Here is a 16,248-nt window from a genome sequence, read left to right on the forward strand (position 1 = left end):
AGGCCCGCGTCGCCGGCCGCCGCCGCGACGAACTCGCGCACCTGCTTCGTCTCCTCGGGCGAGCTCGTGATCATCAAGGACGCGAGCCGCGTCTTGCCGATCTCCGAGTAGTCGCGGCCAACTGCATCGCAGTGCGAACGCAACACGTCGAGCTTGTGCGCGATGCCGGCCGCGTCGCCCGTGATGTTGCAGAGATCCGCGTACTGCGCGACGAGCTTCAGTGTGCGCTTCTCGCCACTCCCGCCGATCATGATCTTCGGCCCGCCGGGCTGAATCGGTCGGGGCACGTTTCGCACGTCATGCACGCGGTAGTAGCGACCGTCGAACGACGGCGTCTCCTCGGTGAACATCAAGCGGCAGATCTGCACGGCTTCTTCGAGTCGATCCATCCGCTCGCGCACCGGCGGGAAGGCGAAGCCCATCGCCTCGTGCTCGATGTCGTGCCACGCGGCGCCGATGCCGAGGATCGCGCGCCCACCGCTGATCACGTCGAGCGTCGTCACCTGTTTCGCGAGCATCGCGGGATTGCGGTACGTGACGCCGGTGACGAGCGTGCCGAGCTTGATCGTCGAGGTGACCGCCGCGAGCGCGCCGAGCAGCGTGTAGCTCTCGAGCATCGGCTGCTCACCGCCGCCGAGCGCGGGCAGTTGGTAGAAGTGGTCCATCACCCACAGCGACTCGAAGCCGACGTCCTCGGCGGTGTCGACGAGATCGACCACGTTGGCGAACAGCTGATCGTCGCCGTCGCCGTCGCCGTCGCCGTCGCCGTCGCCGAAGGTGAAGTTGGGGAGCTGGAAGCCGAATGTGGTCATGCGCCCACTCTCGCACGCGCCGCCGATTCCTTCAGCGAGCGCGCGGCCTGCCGATCGGTTCCCCCATACGGGGAACACGGCCGAGGGCGCCGTGTCCACGCTCGGGGGAGGCAACGGTGCTGCACGCGTTCCTGAACTATCTCGAGGAGTTCCCGGCGACCCGGCGGTGGGCCGATGTGCTCACGCAGGCCCTGGTCGAGCAGGGCGACCTGAAGGCCGCCGAGGAAGCCGTCGCCTGAGAGGCCGCGCGGTCAGGCCGCTCTTGATCTATCGAACATACGTTCGATACCGTGGCATCCCCGAGCGGAGCCAGGGGCTGCCATGGTCGGCGGCGCGTATGCCGAGCTGCACTGTCACACGAACTTCTCCTTCCTCGACGGAGCGAGTCATCCGGAGGAGCTGGTCGAAGAAGCGGCCCGACTGGGCCTGAGCGCGCTCGCGGTCACCGACCACGACGGCTTCTACGGCGTCGTCCGCTTCGCGGAGGCGGCGCGCCCATTGCAACTGCCGACGGTGTTCGGCACCGAGCTCACGCTCGGTCTCGGCGCGCAGCCGCGCACGCCGCCCGGCCGCGCCGATCCGCCGGGGGAGCACCTGCTCGTCCTCGCGGCAGGGCCGACGGGCTACGCGCACCTCGCCCGTGCGATCAGCGAAGCCCAGATGCGCGGCGCGAAGGGCGCGCCCCGGCTGAACCTCGAGCAGCTGAGTGAAGCCGCGGGTGACTGGTTCGTGCTCACCGGCTGTCGCAAGGGAACGGTGCCGGCCGCGCTCACCCGCGACGGTCCGAGAGCAGGGAGAAAAGCGCTCGACCGGTTGATCGACGCCTTCGGACGCGACCGCGTGCTCGTCGAGCTGTGGGATCACGGCGATCCACTCGACCGGCATCGCAACGACGCGCTCGCGGAGCTCGCGCTCACGACCGGAGTCGAAGTCGTCGCGACGAACAACGTCCACTACGCGACGACCGCGCAGCGACCGCTCGCGACTGCGCTCGCCGCGGTGCGCGCACGACGTTCGCTCGACGAGCTCGACGGTTGGCTCCCCGCGTCACCGCACGCGCAGTTGCGCGCGCCCGCGGAGCAAGCGCGCCGCTTCGCGCGCTGGCCCGGCGCGGTGGAACGGACCGTCGAGATCGCACATGCGTGCGCGTTCGACCTGCGGCTCGCGGCACCGAACCTTCCCGACGCCGAAGTGCCCGAGGGTCACACCGAGATGACATGGCTGCGCGAGCTCGTCCGCAAGGGCGCGGCGATCGCGTACCCGCCGTCGCACAAGTTCTACGAACAGGCGCAGCGACAACTCGAGTACGAGCTCGGCGTGATCGAGCAACTCGGCTTCCCCGGCTACTTCTTGTTGCTGCACGACATCGTCGACTTCTGCAAACGCTCCGACATCTTCTGCCAGGGCCGCGGCAGCTCCGCGAACAGCGCGGTCTGCTACGCGCTCGGTGTCACGAAGGCCGACGCCGTCGACCTCGGTCTGCTGTTCGAGCGCTTCCTCTCTCCTGAACGCGACGGTCCGCCCGACATCGACCTCGACATCGAGCACCAACGACGCGAAGAAGTGATCCAGTACGTGTACGACAAGTACGGGCGCGACCGCTGCGCGCAGGTTGCGAACGTCATCACCTACCGCCCGAAGTCGGCGTTGCGCGAGATGGCGAAGGCGACGGGCATCGCGCCCGGGCAGGCCGACGCACTCTCGAAGTGGGTCGACCGCTGGAGCGCGGGAACCGAAGCGTTCTCGGATCTCGTCGAGACGAGCGCCGATGTGAACACCGAAGAGCACGAGCTCGCGGCGGGGATCCACCGCGCCGATCCCGCGTTTCGGCGCTCGACCGCGCGGCGCGTGCGCGAGTTCCAACGAAACCGTCGCGAAGGAGTGCCGATCGACACGCTGCCCGCGTCGGCGTCGACCCGTCCGCCCGCGATCCCGCCGCTCGCGCTCGAGCTCGCGGGGCAGGTGCTCGACTTCCCGCGCCATCTCGGCATCCACTCGGGTGGGATGGTGATGGCCGACCGTCCGTTGGTCGAGTTCTGCCCCGTCGAATGGGCGCGCATGGAAGGCCGGTCGGTGCTCCAGTGGGACAAGGACGACTGCGCGGCCGCGGGCCTCGTGAAGTTCGACCTACTCGGCCTCGGGATGCTCACGATGCTGCACCTCGCGGTCGACCTCGTGCGCGAGTCGGAAGGCGTGATCATCGATCTCGCGACGATCCCGCAGGAACCCGCGGTGTACGACCTGCTGTGCGCGGCCGACACCGTCGGCGTGTTCCAGGTCGAGAGTCGCGCGCAGATGGCGACGTTGCCGCGCCTGCGACCGCGTGAGTTCTACGACCTCGTCGTCGAGGTCGCGCTCATCCGACCGGGCCCGATCCAGGGCGGATCGGTGCACCCGTATCTGCGCCGGCGCAACGGCGAAGAGGAGGTGACGTATCCGCATCCGCTGCTCGAACGGTGTCTGAAGAAGACGCTCGGCGTGCCGCTGTTCCAGGAGCAGCTCATGCAGATGGCGATCGACGTCGCCGGCTTCTCACCCGCCGAGTCGGATCAACTGCGGCAGGCGATGAGCTCGAAGCGCTCGCACGCGCGCATGGCGCGCCTCCGCGCGCGGCTCATGGAGGGCATGGCCGAGCGGGGGATCACCGGCGCGGTCGCCGACGACATCGCGCACAAGCTCGAGGCCTTCGCCGACTTCGGCTTCCCCGAGAGCCACTCGGTGAGCTTCGCCTACCTCGTGTATTCGAGCTCGTGGATCAAGTACCACTACCCGGCCGAGTTCGCGGCCGCGCTGCTGAACGCGCAGCCGATGGGCTTCTACTCGCCCCACACGATCGTGCGCGACGCGCGCCGGCACGGTGTGGAGGTGCTCGGCCCCGACGTGAACGAGTCGCGGCGCGACGCGACGATCGAAGCGCGCCCTGCCGGTGTCGAGCCGATCGGGCGGCCGAAGCCCGGTTACCACGCGGACCCGTCGCACTCCGCGGTGCGGCTCGGACTGCGGTCGGTGCGCGGGCTGCACGACGCGTTCTGCGATCACGTCGACGACGAGCGCGCGCTCGCTGCGTTCCGCGACATGGAGGACTTCGTGCGCCGGACCGGCGCGACCGTCGACGCGGTCGAAGCGCTCGCGGCGGCGGGTGCTTTCGAGCAGTCGTTCGGGTTGTCGCGGCGCGCCGCGATGTGGGCCGCAGGCGCGCTGCGCGACGCGCGGCCCCACGTGACGTCGACCGGCGCGGTCGTCGAGACGTTGCCGGGACTGTTGACCGGCCTCGACGCGCCGCCGCTGCCGGGGATGACCGATTCCGAGGCCGTCGCGTCGGACCTCTGGTCGATGGGACTGTCGCCGGGCCGGCACCCGACCGAGTTCGTGCGCGACGAGCTCGTGCGGCAGGGCGTGGTGACCGCGGCCGATCTGCGGGTGCTGCCCGACCGGTCGGTCGTCGAGGTCGCGGGCGTCGTCACGCACCGCCAGCAACCCGCGACCGCGAAGGGCACGGTGTTCCTGAACCTCGAGGACGAGACCGGGCTCGTGAACGTGATCTGCACGCGCGGGATCTGGAAGCGATTCCGCTTGGTCGCGCGCGGTGCGCCCGCGTTGCGCGTCCGCGGCGTGCTCGAACGACATCAGGGCGTGACGAACCTCGTCGCCGGACGCATCACGCGCCTGCCGATCCGCCTCGCGGACTCGATGCACTCACGCGACTTCCGGTAGCGGTTGAAACCCGCGCCCGATGGGGTAGCGCGAGGCCCATGGTCGAACCCACCGACGAACACACCACCACGATCGACGAGCGGCCGAGCGGAGGGTTCGGACACGACGTGCGCGTGGTGCTCGGGACCGCCCTCCTCGTGTTGCTCGTCGTGTTCGCGATCGACAACCGCCGGCAGATCCACGTCAGCTACATCGTCGGCAGCACGGACGCGCCGCTCTGGTTGGTGCTCGCCGCGACCGCCGTTGTCGGCGCGCTGATCGGCTGGCTCATCCTCCATCGCCCGCACCGGAATCGCAGCCACGTCGGCTCCGCGCGCAAGACCGCGTGACCCGACCGGCTACGGAGCGCCGAGGCGCGCGGCGCGCGGCGCGATCTCGAGCAGCAGCGCGCGCAGCCTCGCCACATTCGCCTCGAAGAGCGCGAAGACGGCTTCCTGGCTGACCGGGTCGTGGTCGTGGCCCTCGATCCCCGCGTCGTAGTCGGTGACGAGTGCGATCCCGGCGACCGGGATGCCGGCCTCGCACGCGAGCGCGACCTCCGGATACTGGGTCATGTTCACGAGCTGCCAGCCCGCGGCGCGGAACCACTGCGACTCCGCCCGCGTGGAGAACCGCGGGCCGTTCACGACCACGACGGTGCCGCCGTCGTGCACGGTCTGCCCCAGCTCGCGCGCGACGCCGACCACGAGGGCACGGAGCCGCAGGTCGTACGGGTCGGCGAGGGACGCGTGCTTGGGGCCGTCGTCGAACGAGTCGTGGAAGGTGTCGGCGCGCCCGGACGTCCGGTCGACGAACTGGTCGACGACGACGAGGTCGCCGGGACGGATCTCCGGCTGCAGCGAACCGGCTGCGAAGGGCGAGAGGATCGCGCGCACCCCGAGCCGGCGCATCACGTCGACATTGGCGCGGTAGTTCACGCGATGCGGCGGGAGCCGGTGCTCCGGGCCGTGCCGGGGGAGGAACGCGACGCGAGTTGTGCCGACCGTCGCGATCGTGACGCGCGCGGAAGCCTCGCCCCACGGGGAGTCGACCTCCACCTCCTCGGATCCGGCGAGCAGCTCGTACAGCCCCGAGCCGCCGAAGATGCCGACGTCGGCGGCGGGCCGGGTCACGGCCGGAGCGCCTGGCGCGCGAAGTCGGCGAGACCGTCGCGGCGTTCGACCGCGGCCGTGTAGCCGAGGAGCCGGCGCGCCCGCTCGGTGCCGCCGAACACGTGACGCACGTCGCCCAGCCGGTAGCCCCCGACGACCGCGGGCGCGGGCGCGGCCGAACCGAACGCGCCCGCGAGATCGCACGCCATCTCGTACAGCGTGCAGGGAGCGCCGGTCGCGACGTTGAACGGGCCGCACACGTCCGCGTCCGCCGAGAGCGCGAGCAGGTTGGCCGCCGCGACGTCGGACACGTGCACGAAGTCGCGTCGCTGGCGACCATCCTCGAACACCGCGGGTGCGTCGCCGCGCTGGAGCGCGCTGCGGAAGATGCTCGCCACACCGGCGTACGGCGTGTCGCGCGGCATTCGCGGCCCGTACACGTTGTGGTACCGGAGCGCGACGAACGGCGACGCGTGCTCGCGTGCGTACGCGGCCGTGAGGTGCTCCTGATGGAGCTTCGTCGCGGCGTACACGTTGCGAGGCGAGGTGGGAGCGTCCTCGGTGACGGTTTCGGGGGCGAGCGCAGCCCCGCACTCGGGGCAACGGGGGTCCCAGAAGCCGCGCTCGAGGTCGTCGAGACGCCGCGCGTCCGGTGCGACGGCGCCGTGCCGCGCGCACCGATAGCGGCCGTCGCCGTACACGACCATGCTGCTCGCGAGGACGAAGCGGCCGGTGAAGTCGCGGTCGTGCAGCGCGTGCAGCAGCTCGGCCGTCGCCCCGTCGTTGTGGGCGACGTAACCGGTCACGTCGGCGAAGTCGACGCCGAGCCCGACCATCGATGCTTGGTGGCAGACCGCGGCGACCCCCGCGGTGGCACGGCACGCGACCTCGGGGTCGCGGAGGTCGCCCCAGAGGTACTCGGCTCCGGGATTGAGATAGTCCGGACGCTGCCGGTGCGCGGCCGGATGCAGGCAGTCGACGACGCGCACGTCGTCACCGCGGGCGACCAGCGCGTCGACGACGAACGATCCGACGAAACCGGCGCCGCCGGTGACGAGGACGTGGCTCACGGACGCGATGGCACCGGGAGCAGAACCGTGAAACGACACCCGCCGTTCTCGTTGCGCACGGTGATGTCGCCGCGATGTGCCTCGACGAGCGCACGCGCGATCGCGAGACCGAGGCCTGCACCGTCGCCGGTTCGCGCGGGATCGCCGCGGAACGCGACGTCGAAGACGCGGTCGAGATCGTGCTCGGCGATGCCGCCGCCGTCGTCGAGCACGGACACGAACGCGCGGTCGGCTTCGAGGCCGGCTTCCACGACCACCGTGCCGTCGCTCGGTGTGTGACGGATCGCGTTCTCGATGATGTTGCGGAGAGCACGCAGCAACTCGGGTGCCGCCGCGTCGAGCTCGGGCGCGTGACCGCGCATCACGCCCCGGAGCTCGACCCGCTTCGCCGCCGCGATCGGCGCGGAGCCGGCGAGCACGTCGGAGACGAGGTCGGAGAGCGACACCCGCTCGAGGTGGAGGTTCAGGACGCCCGCCTGCGTACGGCTGAGCTCGAAGAGGTCGTCGATGAGATGCGCGAGCCGGTCGGCTTCCTCGCGCAGCGTGCGGTGGTAGCGAGCGACGGTCGCGTCGTCGGTGACGACGCCGTCCTCGAGCGCCTCGACCATCGCGCGGATCCCTGCGAGAGGGGTGCGGAGGTCGTGCGAGACCCACGCGATCAGCTCGCGGCGGGAGTGCTCGAGGGCGCGCTCGCGCGTGCGCGCCGCGTCGAGGCGTGCCGAGGTCGCTTCGAGCTCCGCCGCGATCCGAGTGAGCTCTGCGGGCCCGGTGCGCGATGCTCCGTTACGGCCGATCGGACCGTCGCCGAGCGCGCGCGTCGCCGCGACGACTTCGGTGCTCGCCTGTACCACGTGCCCCGCGAAGATCGAGGCCGCGGTGACTCCGACTGTGCCCGCCGCGATCAGCACGACCACGAGCGCGGCGAGCCCGTGGCCGGTGAGCAACATCGCGCGTGCCGCGGCCCAGACCCCGAGCGCGACCGCGGTGACGGTCGTGAGCGCGACCGTCACCAACTGCGCGCCGACGGAGCGGCGCCGCGGCACGAAGAGCGCAAGGCCGCCGACGAGTGATCCCGCGATCGCCGTGCCCGCCGCGAGCGCGACGAGCTCGATCGCGTCGTGTGCCGTCATCGCCTCCAGAACGCTGGTCACGGCGACGAGCACGGCGCCGGTGACGACGATCGCGACGATCGGGGCGCGCTTCATCCGTCGAACCGGTACCCGACACCCCACACCGTCACGATGACGCTCGGCTCGGACGGGTCGCGCTCGATCTTCTCGCGCAGCCGCCGGATGTGCACCGTGACCGTGGCCGTGTCGCCGTAGGTGAAGCCCCACACGTGCTCCAGCAACTCTTCGCGCCGCAACACCCGACCGGGTCGCGTCGCGAGGAACACGAGCAGATCGAACTCGCGTGCCGTGAGCGACACGTCCTCGCCGTCGCGACGTACGACGTGTGCGGCGACGTCGATCGTGATCCCGGCCGCGGTGATCACGGGTACGTTCGGCTCGCCGTGCGGGGCGCCGGCCGCGCGCCGCAACACGGCCTTCACGCGCGCGACGAGCTCGCGCGGTGAGAAGGGCTTCGTGATGTAGTCGTCGGCCCCGAGCTCGAGCCCCATGATCCGGTCGTCCTCGTCGCCGCGTGCGGTCAGCATGACGACCGGCACCGGCATCTCGGCGCGCAGGCGCCGGCACACCTCGAGGCCGTCGAGGCCCGGCAGCATCAGGTCGAGCACGACGAGGTCGGGCGGCGTCGCGCGCGCGACGTCGACTGCGGTGTGGCCGTCGGAGACGGCGATCGCCTCGAAGCCCGCGTGCTCGAGGTAGCGGACGACCACCTCCGCGACCGTCGCGTCGTCCTCGACCACGAGCACGCGCTCGGCGCGTTGCCGGAGAATCGCCGCCGCACTCACGCCGTGATCGTACGGCGCGACGGCGGACGGCCCCGAAGCGCCGCGCGTGAGTTTCGTGAATCGTAAGCGGCTCGGCTGCTTGGACGCGAACGAGCCTGGATACGTTCGTCTGCATGCCTGATGTCGTTCTCCCGGTGCTCGACGAAGCCGGTGCGATCCCGGTCGTGCTGGCCTCGATGCCGGTGGGTTACGTGCCGATCGTCGTCGACAACGGATCGACCGACGGCTCCGGCGACATCGCGCGTGCGCTCGGCGCCCGCGTCGTCGTCGAGCCGACGCGTGGCTTCGGCGCCGCGTGTCACGCCGGGTTGCGCGCGGCGACCGACGACATCGTGTGCTTCATGGACTGCGACGGTTCGCTCGATGCACGGGACCTCCCGCGCGTCGTCGCACCGATCGAGGCGCGCGTCGCCGACCTCGTGCTCGGTGCGCGCGTCCCGGAGCCGGGCGCGTGGCCCTGGCACGCGCGACACGCGAACGCGCTGCTCGCAATGGGGCTCCGGCGCCGCAGCGGACTCCGCGTCTCCGATCTCGGTCCGATGCGCGCGGCGCGGCGTCGCGATCTGCTCGCGCTCGGTCTCGTCGACCGACGCTTCGGCTATCCGTTGGAGATGATCCTCGCGGCGGTCGCCGCCGGTTGGTGTGTGTGCGAGGTTCCCGTGCCGTACGCGCCGCGCGTCGGCCGGTCGAAGGTGACGGGAACGATTCGCGGCAGCGCGCGCGCCGCTCGGGACATGCGCGCGGTCTGGAGCCGGATCGGCGCCGACGGGTCGACCGCGGTCGCGCGGTGACGGCGTGATGACGACGGACCTCGCGGCGATCGTCGTGCTCGCGAAAGCACCGGTGCCCGGGCGCGTGAAGACGCGGCTCTGCCCGCCGTGCACCCCGGACGACGCGGCGGCGCTCGCGCGCGCCGCACTGGTCGACACCCTCGCCGCCGTCGCCGCGACGCCGGCGAGCCGGCATGTGCTGGTGCTCGACGGAGCGCCCGGCGACTGGACCCCACGCGGCTTCGAAGTCGTTCCGCAGGCGTGTGGCGATCTCGCCGCGCGGCTGGCCGCGGCGTTCGTGTACGTCGCCGGTCCCGCACTCCTCGTCGGGATGGACACCCCGCAGGTCACGCCCGCGCTGCTCGCGGACGCGCGCGGGCGGCTCGAGGTCGGAACCGCGGACGCGGTGTTGGGCCCGGCCGACGACGGTGGCTACTGGGCGATCGGGCTCGTCGAGCCCACGCCATCGGTGTTCTCGGGCGTCCCGATGAGCGTCGCGACCACCGGCGCGCTGCAGCTCGAGCGGCTGCACGAGCACGGATGCCGCGTCGACCTGTTGCCGCAACTGCGCGACGTCGACCGGTACGCCGATGCCGCGGCGGCCGCCCACGCCGCGCCGGCGACCCGGTTCGCCGCCGCGTTCCGCGCGATCGACCGGAAGTTCCAGCGCGCGTGACCGCGGCGATGCAGATCGTCATGCGCGACGATCGCGGCGCGCGGCTCCCCGTGCGCGCGGAGCGCTGGCTCTCCGACGCCGAGCCGGCCGACCTCGACGCGCTCGACCATGCGCGCGCGCCGGTGCTCGATATCGGATGCGGACCCGGCCGCCACGTCGCCGAGCTCGCGAGCCGGGGCATCCCCGCGCTCGGGATCGACATCACCGAGGCGATGCTGCGCGTCGCGCGTGAACGAGGAGCGACCGTGCTGCGGCGATCGGTGTTCGCGCGCGTTCCCGGCGCCGGGCGTTGGGGGAGCGCGCTGCTCCTCGACGGGAACGTCGGCATCGGCGGGGACCCGCGCACGCTCCTCGCGCGCACCGGCGCGCTGCTCGACAGCGACGGCATCGTGCTCGTGGAGCTCGATCCGCCGGGCCGCAACCGGCCGCCCACGCGCGTCCACCTCGAGCTCGACGGTCGGCCGGGTCCCGCGTTCCCGTGGGCGAGCGTTGCGGTCGACGACCTCGACGCGGTCGCGCGCGCCGCCGGGTTCGTCGTGGCGGCATCGTGGAAACGCAACGCGCGGTTCTTCGCACGCCTCGAACGGAGTCGGCCCGCGTGACGGTCTTCTCGAGCGGCGCGCACGACGAGCGCAACGCGTCGGTCCTCGGCGTCGCGCTCGGAATCTCCTTCGGCGTCTGCTTCGCCACCGGCCTCTACTCACACCTCGCGCAGCATCCGACGCTCGGGTTCGCCCTGCCGAGCCGGCCCGCCGGGCTCTACCGCGTCACGCAGGGCGTGCACGTGGCGACGGGTATCGCGAGCGTGCCGCTGCTGCTCGCGAAGCTCTGGACCGTCTACCCGAAGCTGTTCCGCTGGCCGCCGTTCGACGATCTCGCCGACATCGTGGAGCGCGTGTCGCTGCTGCCGCTCATCGGCGGGTCGCTGCTGCTCCTCTTCACGGGCATCTTCAACATCGACGGCTGGTACCCGTTCCCCTTCAACTTCCCCGTGACCCACTTCTGGACCGCGTGGATCGTGATCGGCGCGCTCATCGTGCACGGAGGTGCGAAGTGGACCGTCATGCGGCGCGCGCTCGCGCGTCCCGGTCCGGTGGCGCGCGCCGAATCCGCACCCGCCGACGGCGAGCGGCGCGCGCTCCTCGTCAGCGCGTTCGGCGGCGCGGTCGCGGCGACCCTGTTCACCGTGGGTCAGACGGTGCGGCCGCTGCAGCGGCTCGCGCTGCTCGCGCCCCGGCGCCCCGAGTCCGGTCCCCAGGGGTTCCCCGTCAACCGCAGCGCCGCCGAGGCCGGCGTCACCGAGACGGCGCGCGCGTCGAGCTACCGGTTGCAGGTCGTCGGGGCGGTGCAACGGCGCATGGAGCTGCGGCTCGACGAGCTCGCGGCGATGCCGCAGGCCAGCGCGACACTGCCGATCGCGTGCGTCGACGGGTGGAGCACGTCCCAACGCTGGACCGGCGTGCGCGTGCGCGACCTCCTCGCGGCCGCCGGCGCGTCTCCGGACGCGCGCGTGACGGTCGAGTCGCTCCAGAAGCGTCGGAGCTATCGCACCTCCGAGCTCGATCGCTGGCAGGCGCACGACCCCGACACGTTGCTCGCGACCACGGTGAACGGCGACCCGCTCGACCTCGACCATGGGTACCCGCTGCGGCTCATCGGTCCGGACCGACCCGGCGTCATGCAGACGAAATGGGTGACCCGGCTCGTGGTCCGATGACGCGCCCGCAGGGTCGAGCGCGGTGGGTCGGTCTCGCGCTCGGCCTCCCGGTCATGCTCTTCGGCATCGGCGGCGCGCTCGCGCATGCGGACGCGACCCGGCCCGTCGGGTTCGCCACCTGGCTCGTCGGCGCCGACGTCCTGCACGACGCGCTCGTCGCGCCCGCGGTCGGCCTCGGAGGCTGGCTGCTCACGCGGTACACGCCGCGGTTCGCGCGGGCGCCGCTCGGCGTGGCGCTCGCCACGAGTCTCGTGCTCGTCGCGATCGCGTGGGCACCGCTGCACGGCGACGGCCGGCTCCCCGACAACGGCTCGCTCCAGCCACTCGACTACTCCACCTCGGTGGCGACGGCGCTCGCGATCGTGTGGGTCGCGTGCGCGCTGTGGGCCGGGCAACGGGCCGTGTCGTCGCGCCGCCGGCGCGCGCGGACGCCGACGGCGACGGGCGAGTCACCGTGACGAGCGACGTCGCGATCGCCGAGCACGCGCCGGCCGGGCCGCGGGAGCACGCGCGTCGCCCGGTCGACCGCCGGACGGTCGTCGCGCTCGCGAGCTGGTCCGCGCTCGTCGCGGTCGCGGCCGGGGTCGGCGCGGTGCTGCTCCACCTCGGTGTGCGGATGCAGATCGGCGCGCCGCCGTTGACCGGCCGCGTCGGCTTCCGTCTCGACGCTCGTGTGCTCCCCGCGATCGCGCTCGGCGGGCTCGGCGTGCGCGCGCTGCCCGTGCTCGCGCAGCAGTTGCGATGGCGTGCACTGCTCGCCGTCACGGTCGCGGCCACGGGGCTCTGGACGCTCGCGATCAATCTGGTCGACGGCCGGCGCATGTTCACCTGGCCCGTTCACCACGAGTACAGCGCGACCGCGGCCCACATCGTCTCGCCGCACGCGTTCTTGTCGACGTTCCCCGCGCACATCCTCCGGTACAACGTGCACACGCAGGGCCATCCGCCCGCGATGGAGTTGATCCTCTGGTGCGTCGACCGGCTCGGGTGGCACGGGGCCGGCGCGGCGGCGACGCTGTACATCGCGGCCGGCGTGGCGGCCGGCGCGGCGGCGCTCGTCGCGCTGCGCGAGGTGGCGGGCGAAGCGCGCGCCCGCGCCGCGGCTCCGTTCCTCGCGATGTTTCCCGCCGCGATCTGGATGGCCACGAGCGGCGACGCGTTCTTCGCCGGGGTCTCCGCCTGGGCGGTCGCGCTGCTCGTGCTCGCGACCGGTCGCACGGGGCGCCGGTCGGACCTCCTCGCGTTCGCGGGCGGCCTGCTCCTCGGTGTCACCGCGTTCCTCTCCTACGGGCTGGTGCTGATCGCGATCGTTCCCACGGTCGTCGGGTCTCGGCGCCGCCGCGTGCGCCCGTTGCTCGTCGGCGCGCTGGGCGCGGCGGTCGTCTTCGGCGCGTTCGCAGTCGCGGGCTTCTCGTGGATCACCGGCCTCCGCCTCACGCACGCGCGCTACGAGGCCGGCGTCGCGAGTCGTCGCCCGTACGCCTATTTCCTCGTCGCCGATCTTGCTGCGTTCGCGATCGCGGTGGGGCCGGCCGCGGCCGCCGGGCTCGCGGTGCTGCGCGATCGCGCGACCTGGCTGTTGGTCGGCGCGACGCTCGCCGTGGTCGCGCTCGCGGATCTCAGCGGCATGTCGAAGGGCGAGGTGGAGCGCATCTGGCTGCCGTTCGTGCCGTGGGTGCTGCTCTCGACGACGGCGCTGGCTGCGACGAACGCGGGCGACCGCGCTCAGGCGCGCATTCGATGGCTGTTGGGAGCCCAGGTCGCGACGGCGATCGTGCTCCAAGTCGGGATCCGCTCACCGTGGTGACGGGCGCGGGTCCGCCGGGGGCATCAGAGTCTCACCGCCGCGGCCGACAAGAAGGGGTACCCTGGCACGCCGCTTCGCGGCCTTTTGCCTGATCAAGAACGACGAGAGATGTCAGAACCACCGAGTCCGAGATGCTGCGTTACCCCCGCCGTCTTGCGGCGCGATTCGGCGCGGTCATCCGTGCCGACGCGGCCGGCGTCCGCGCGGGCTTCGGCGCGCTCTTCATCTCCTCGGCCGGGGATCTCGTCGCCGGTCTGACGCTCGCGTCGATCAACAACACGCTCCACCTCCTCCCGGCGCTCATCGTTCTCATCCCGGCCGCGATCGGCATGCGGGGCAACGTGTTCGGCGCCCTCGGCAGCCGCCTCGGCACGCTGATCCACACGGGGGAGTTCCGCGTCTCGCGGCGGCTCGACACGCCCGTCGGTCAGAACGTCGCCGCCGCGCTCGCGCTGTCGTTGTCGACGTCGTTCGCGCTCGCGGTGCTGGCCAAGGGCGTCGCCGTCGCGTTCAACGTGACGTCGATCTCGATCATCGACTTCATGGTGGTCGCGGTGATCGGCGCGGTGCTGTCGTCGCTCGTGGTCCTCGCGATCACGATCGCGGTCGCGTCACAGTGCGCGGAGCGCCGCTGGGACCTCGACAACGTGGCCGCGCCGATCGTCACCGCGGCCGGCGACGTCGCGACCCTGCCGAGCCTCTTCGCCGCGACCTACCTGCTCGGCATGCGCACGCATCACGGGCAGCGGATCGCCGAGGTGCACCACGGCATCTTCCACATCGTGACGCCGCTGATCGCGGTCCTCTGCGCGATCGCGTGCATCGTCGCGCTCGTCGTCTGCGTGCGGAGCCGGCTCCCGATCCTGCGGCGCATCGTCATCGAGTCGGCGCCGATCCTCGTGATCGCCGGACTGATCGACGTGCTCGCGGGCGTGACGATCGAGAAGCGGCTCGACGCGTTCCTCGCGTTCCCGGCGCTGTCGGTGTTGATCCCGCCGTTCCTCGAGGACTCCGGCGCGCTCGGCGGCATCCTCGCGGCGCGCGTCTCGACCCGGCTCCACCTCGGCTCGCTCCGGCCCGGCCGCTCGCCCCTCGCCGCGCTCGACGACATCCTCCTCGTGCTCCTCTACGCGACCCCTGTGTTCGTGCTGCTCGGCCTCTCGGCCGACGTCGCCGCCAACATCGCCCACCAGCACGGTCCGGGGCTGTTCAAGATGGTGGAGGTGTCGGTCGTGGGCGGCGTCATGGCGACCGCCTTCGCCGTCATCGTCGGTTATTACGCCGCGGTCATGACCCACCGGCTGCGCCTCGACCCCGACAATCACGGCATCCCGATCGTCACCTCGAGCCTGGACCTCTTCGGCGCGTTCTCGCTTATCCTGGCGATCGTGCTCGTCGGACTCCGTTAGCCCACAGCACAAGGCCTTTTCGAACCGATGGACGATCAACCTCGAAATCTCAAAGCCATGCTCTCGGAGGCGAAGGACACCTCCGAGCTCATGGTCGACCTCGGCTACGCGGCTCTCTTCTTCGGCGACGAGGACATGGCCGACGAGGTGAACGAGCTCGAGGAGCGCCTCAACGAGCTCGTGCACGAGATGCGTTCCGTGTGCGTGCTCGCGGCGCGCTCGCCGCGCGAAGCCGACGAGATGTCGGGTGTGCTGCACCTCATCTCGGCGATCGAGCGCATGGGCAACGCCGCGGTCGACATCGCCAAGATCGTGACGCACCACCTCGGCATCCCGGCCGCGCTGGTCGCCGACCTCGCGGCGGCGCAGGAGATCTCGCACCGCGTGCGCGTGCGCGAAGACTCCGCGCTCGCGCACCGCTCGCTCGACGACGCCGAGCTCCCGACCGAGACCGGCCTGCGCGTCGTCGCGATCCGCCGCGCGAAGGAGTGGCTGATCGACCCCGACGACGACGAGATGCTGCGACCGAGCGACGTGCTCATCGTGCGCGGCACCGCCGAGGGGATCCCCGAGCTGCGCACGCTCGCCGGCGCGCCCGAGTGGCGCGAAGCGACGCTCGAGGAGGACGCCGCGATGAGCGACCTCGACCGCGCGGTCGACGTGCTCGTCGAGATGAAGGACGTGTCGGAGGCCGCCATCGGTCTCGCGTATTCGGCGCTGCTCTTCAACGACCAGGGCCTGGCGTCCGAGGTGAGCAGCCTCGAGAACCGGCTCGACGAGATGCGCGAGCGGCTCGAGCTCTGGGTGTTACGGGGCGCGGCCGAGACCGTCGACCCGTCGCCGTTGCGCGGCCTGCTCCACCTGGGCGGCGCGGCGGAGGAGATCGGCGACGCCGCGCAACAGATGGTGTGGCTCGTCGAGGAGAACGAGGAGCTGCATCCCGTTCTCGCCGCCGCGCTCGGCGACACCGACGACGTGATCATGCGCGTTCCGGTCGCGGCCGGCTCGGAGCTCGACGGTCAGGCGGCCACCTCGGGGGAGCTCGGCGACGACACCGGCTTCCATCTGCTCGCGCTGCGCCGCAACGGCCGCTACTTCTACCGCCCGCGCGCGGGCATGAAGCTCGAGCCCGGCGACGAGCTCGTCGCGTCCGGTCCGTGGGAGGGCCGCGAGGATCTCGCGAACCAGGCCGGGTTCCGGCTCATCTCCGACGACGAGACCGGCGAGATCGAATTGGTACGCGTCGGCGCGGAGTAGGAGCGTGCGG

The 16,248-nt window shown here is 71.8% G+C and carries 16 protein-coding genes; 11 read left to right on the plus strand and 5 right to left on the minus strand.

The window, feature by feature from the left end:
* Positions 1-812: LLM class F420-dependent oxidoreductase (locus VH914_08765; GenBank protein HEX4491279.1), on the minus strand; the 812-nt coding region annotated here is incomplete at its 3' end.
* A gap of 116 nt (positions 813-928) precedes the next feature.
* On the opposite strand from VH914_08765, the gene VH914_08770 reads away from it, so the two are divergent.
* From VH914_08770 to VH914_08780, 3 genes are all read left to right on the plus strand, one after another.
* The gene (locus tag VH914_08770) at positions 929-1,051 is read left to right on the plus strand and encodes a hypothetical protein (protein HEX4491280.1); all 123 of its coding nucleotides are present in this window, start codon (positions 929-931) and stop codon (positions 1,049-1,051) included.
* A gap of 82 nt (positions 1,052-1,133) precedes the next feature.
* Positions 1,134-4,526 (plus strand): error-prone DNA polymerase, encoded by a 3,393-nt coding sequence (locus VH914_08775; GenBank protein ID HEX4491281.1) that lies wholly within the window; start codon positions 1,134-1,136, stop codon positions 4,524-4,526.
* A gap of 38 nt (positions 4,527-4,564) precedes the next feature.
* The gene (locus tag VH914_08780; GenBank protein HEX4491282.1) at positions 4,565-4,855 is read left to right on the plus strand and encodes a LapA family protein; all 291 of its coding nucleotides are present in this window, start codon (positions 4,565-4,567) and stop codon (positions 4,853-4,855) included.
* Between the two features lie 9 nt (positions 4,856-4,864).
* Here the strand turns inward: VH914_08780 and VH914_08785 are convergent, their stop codons facing one another.
* From VH914_08785 to VH914_08800, 4 genes are read right to left on the minus strand one after another with little or no spacing between them, the layout of a single operon-like run.
* Positions 4,865-5,638: an MTAP family purine nucleoside phosphorylase gene (locus VH914_08785; GenBank protein ID HEX4491283.1), complete on the minus strand. Its 774-nt coding sequence runs from the start codon at positions 5,636-5,638 to the stop codon at positions 4,865-4,867.
* The gene (locus VH914_08790) at positions 5,635-6,687 is read right to left on the minus strand and encodes an NAD-dependent epimerase/dehydratase family protein (GenBank protein HEX4491284.1); all 1,053 of its coding nucleotides are present in this window, start codon (positions 6,685-6,687) and stop codon (positions 5,635-5,637) included. Before VH914_08790 ends, VH914_08785 begins: the two co-directional genes overlap by 4 nt.
* Positions 6,684-7,892 (minus strand): HAMP domain-containing sensor histidine kinase, encoded by a 1,209-nt coding sequence (locus tag VH914_08795; GenBank protein HEX4491285.1) that lies wholly within the window; start codon positions 7,890-7,892, stop codon positions 6,684-6,686. Before VH914_08795 ends, VH914_08790 begins: the two co-directional genes overlap by 4 nt.
* The gene (locus VH914_08800; GenBank protein ID HEX4491286.1) at positions 7,889-8,602 is read right to left on the minus strand and encodes a response regulator transcription factor; all 714 of its coding nucleotides are present in this window, start codon (positions 8,600-8,602) and stop codon (positions 7,889-7,891) included. Before VH914_08800 ends, VH914_08795 begins: the two co-directional genes overlap by 4 nt.
* A gap of 113 nt (positions 8,603-8,715) precedes the next feature.
* Between VH914_08800 and VH914_08805 the strand changes: the two genes are divergently transcribed.
* The 8 genes from VH914_08805 to VH914_08840 all read left to right on the plus strand — a co-directional run bounded on the left by VH914_08805 (position 8,716) and on the right by VH914_08840 (position 16,238).
* The gene (locus VH914_08805) at positions 8,716-9,393 is read left to right on the plus strand and encodes a glycosyltransferase family 2 protein (protein ID HEX4491287.1); all 678 of its coding nucleotides are present in this window, start codon (positions 8,716-8,718) and stop codon (positions 9,391-9,393) included.
* A 7-nt stretch (positions 9,394-9,400) separates the two neighbouring features.
* Positions 9,401-10,048 carry a TIGR04282 family arsenosugar biosynthesis glycosyltransferase gene (locus tag VH914_08810; GenBank protein ID HEX4491288.1) on the plus strand — a complete coding sequence of 216 codons (648 nt, stop codon included), beginning with the start codon at positions 9,401-9,403 and terminating at the stop codon, positions 10,046-10,048.
* Positions 10,045-10,650: a class I SAM-dependent methyltransferase gene (locus VH914_08815; protein HEX4491289.1), complete on the plus strand. Its 606-nt coding sequence runs from the start codon at positions 10,045-10,047 to the stop codon at positions 10,648-10,650. The genes VH914_08810 and VH914_08815 overlap by 4 nt, the downstream gene beginning before the upstream one ends.
* Positions 10,647-11,765: a molybdopterin-dependent oxidoreductase gene (locus VH914_08820; protein HEX4491290.1), complete on the plus strand. Its 1,119-nt coding sequence runs from the start codon at positions 10,647-10,649 to the stop codon at positions 11,763-11,765. Before VH914_08815 ends, VH914_08820 begins: the two co-directional genes overlap by 4 nt.
* A complete protein-coding gene (locus tag VH914_08825) occupies positions 11,762-12,223 on the plus strand; it encodes a hypothetical protein (protein ID HEX4491291.1) in 462 nt (153 codons plus the stop codon). The genes VH914_08820 and VH914_08825 overlap by 4 nt, the downstream gene beginning before the upstream one ends.
* The gene (locus VH914_08830) at positions 12,220-13,572 is read left to right on the plus strand and encodes a hypothetical protein (protein HEX4491292.1); all 1,353 of its coding nucleotides are present in this window, start codon (positions 12,220-12,222) and stop codon (positions 13,570-13,572) included. The genes VH914_08825 and VH914_08830 overlap by 4 nt, the downstream gene beginning before the upstream one ends.
* Before the next feature lie 131 nt (positions 13,573-13,703).
* The gene (locus VH914_08835) at positions 13,704-14,981 is read left to right on the plus strand and encodes a magnesium transporter (protein HEX4491293.1); all 1,278 of its coding nucleotides are present in this window, start codon (positions 13,704-13,706) and stop codon (positions 14,979-14,981) included.
* A 57-nt stretch (positions 14,982-15,038) separates the two neighbouring features.
* On the plus strand, positions 15,039-16,238 hold the full coding sequence (locus tag VH914_08840; GenBank protein ID HEX4491294.1) for a TrkA C-terminal domain-containing protein: 1,200 nt from the start codon (positions 15,039-15,041) through the stop codon (positions 16,236-16,238).
* Positions 16,239-16,248: the final 10 nt, after the last annotated feature.

Source organism: Acidimicrobiia bacterium, from assembly GCA_036271555.1.
GTDB lineage: Bacteria > Actinomycetota > Acidimicrobiia > IMCC26256 > PALSA-610 > DATBAK01.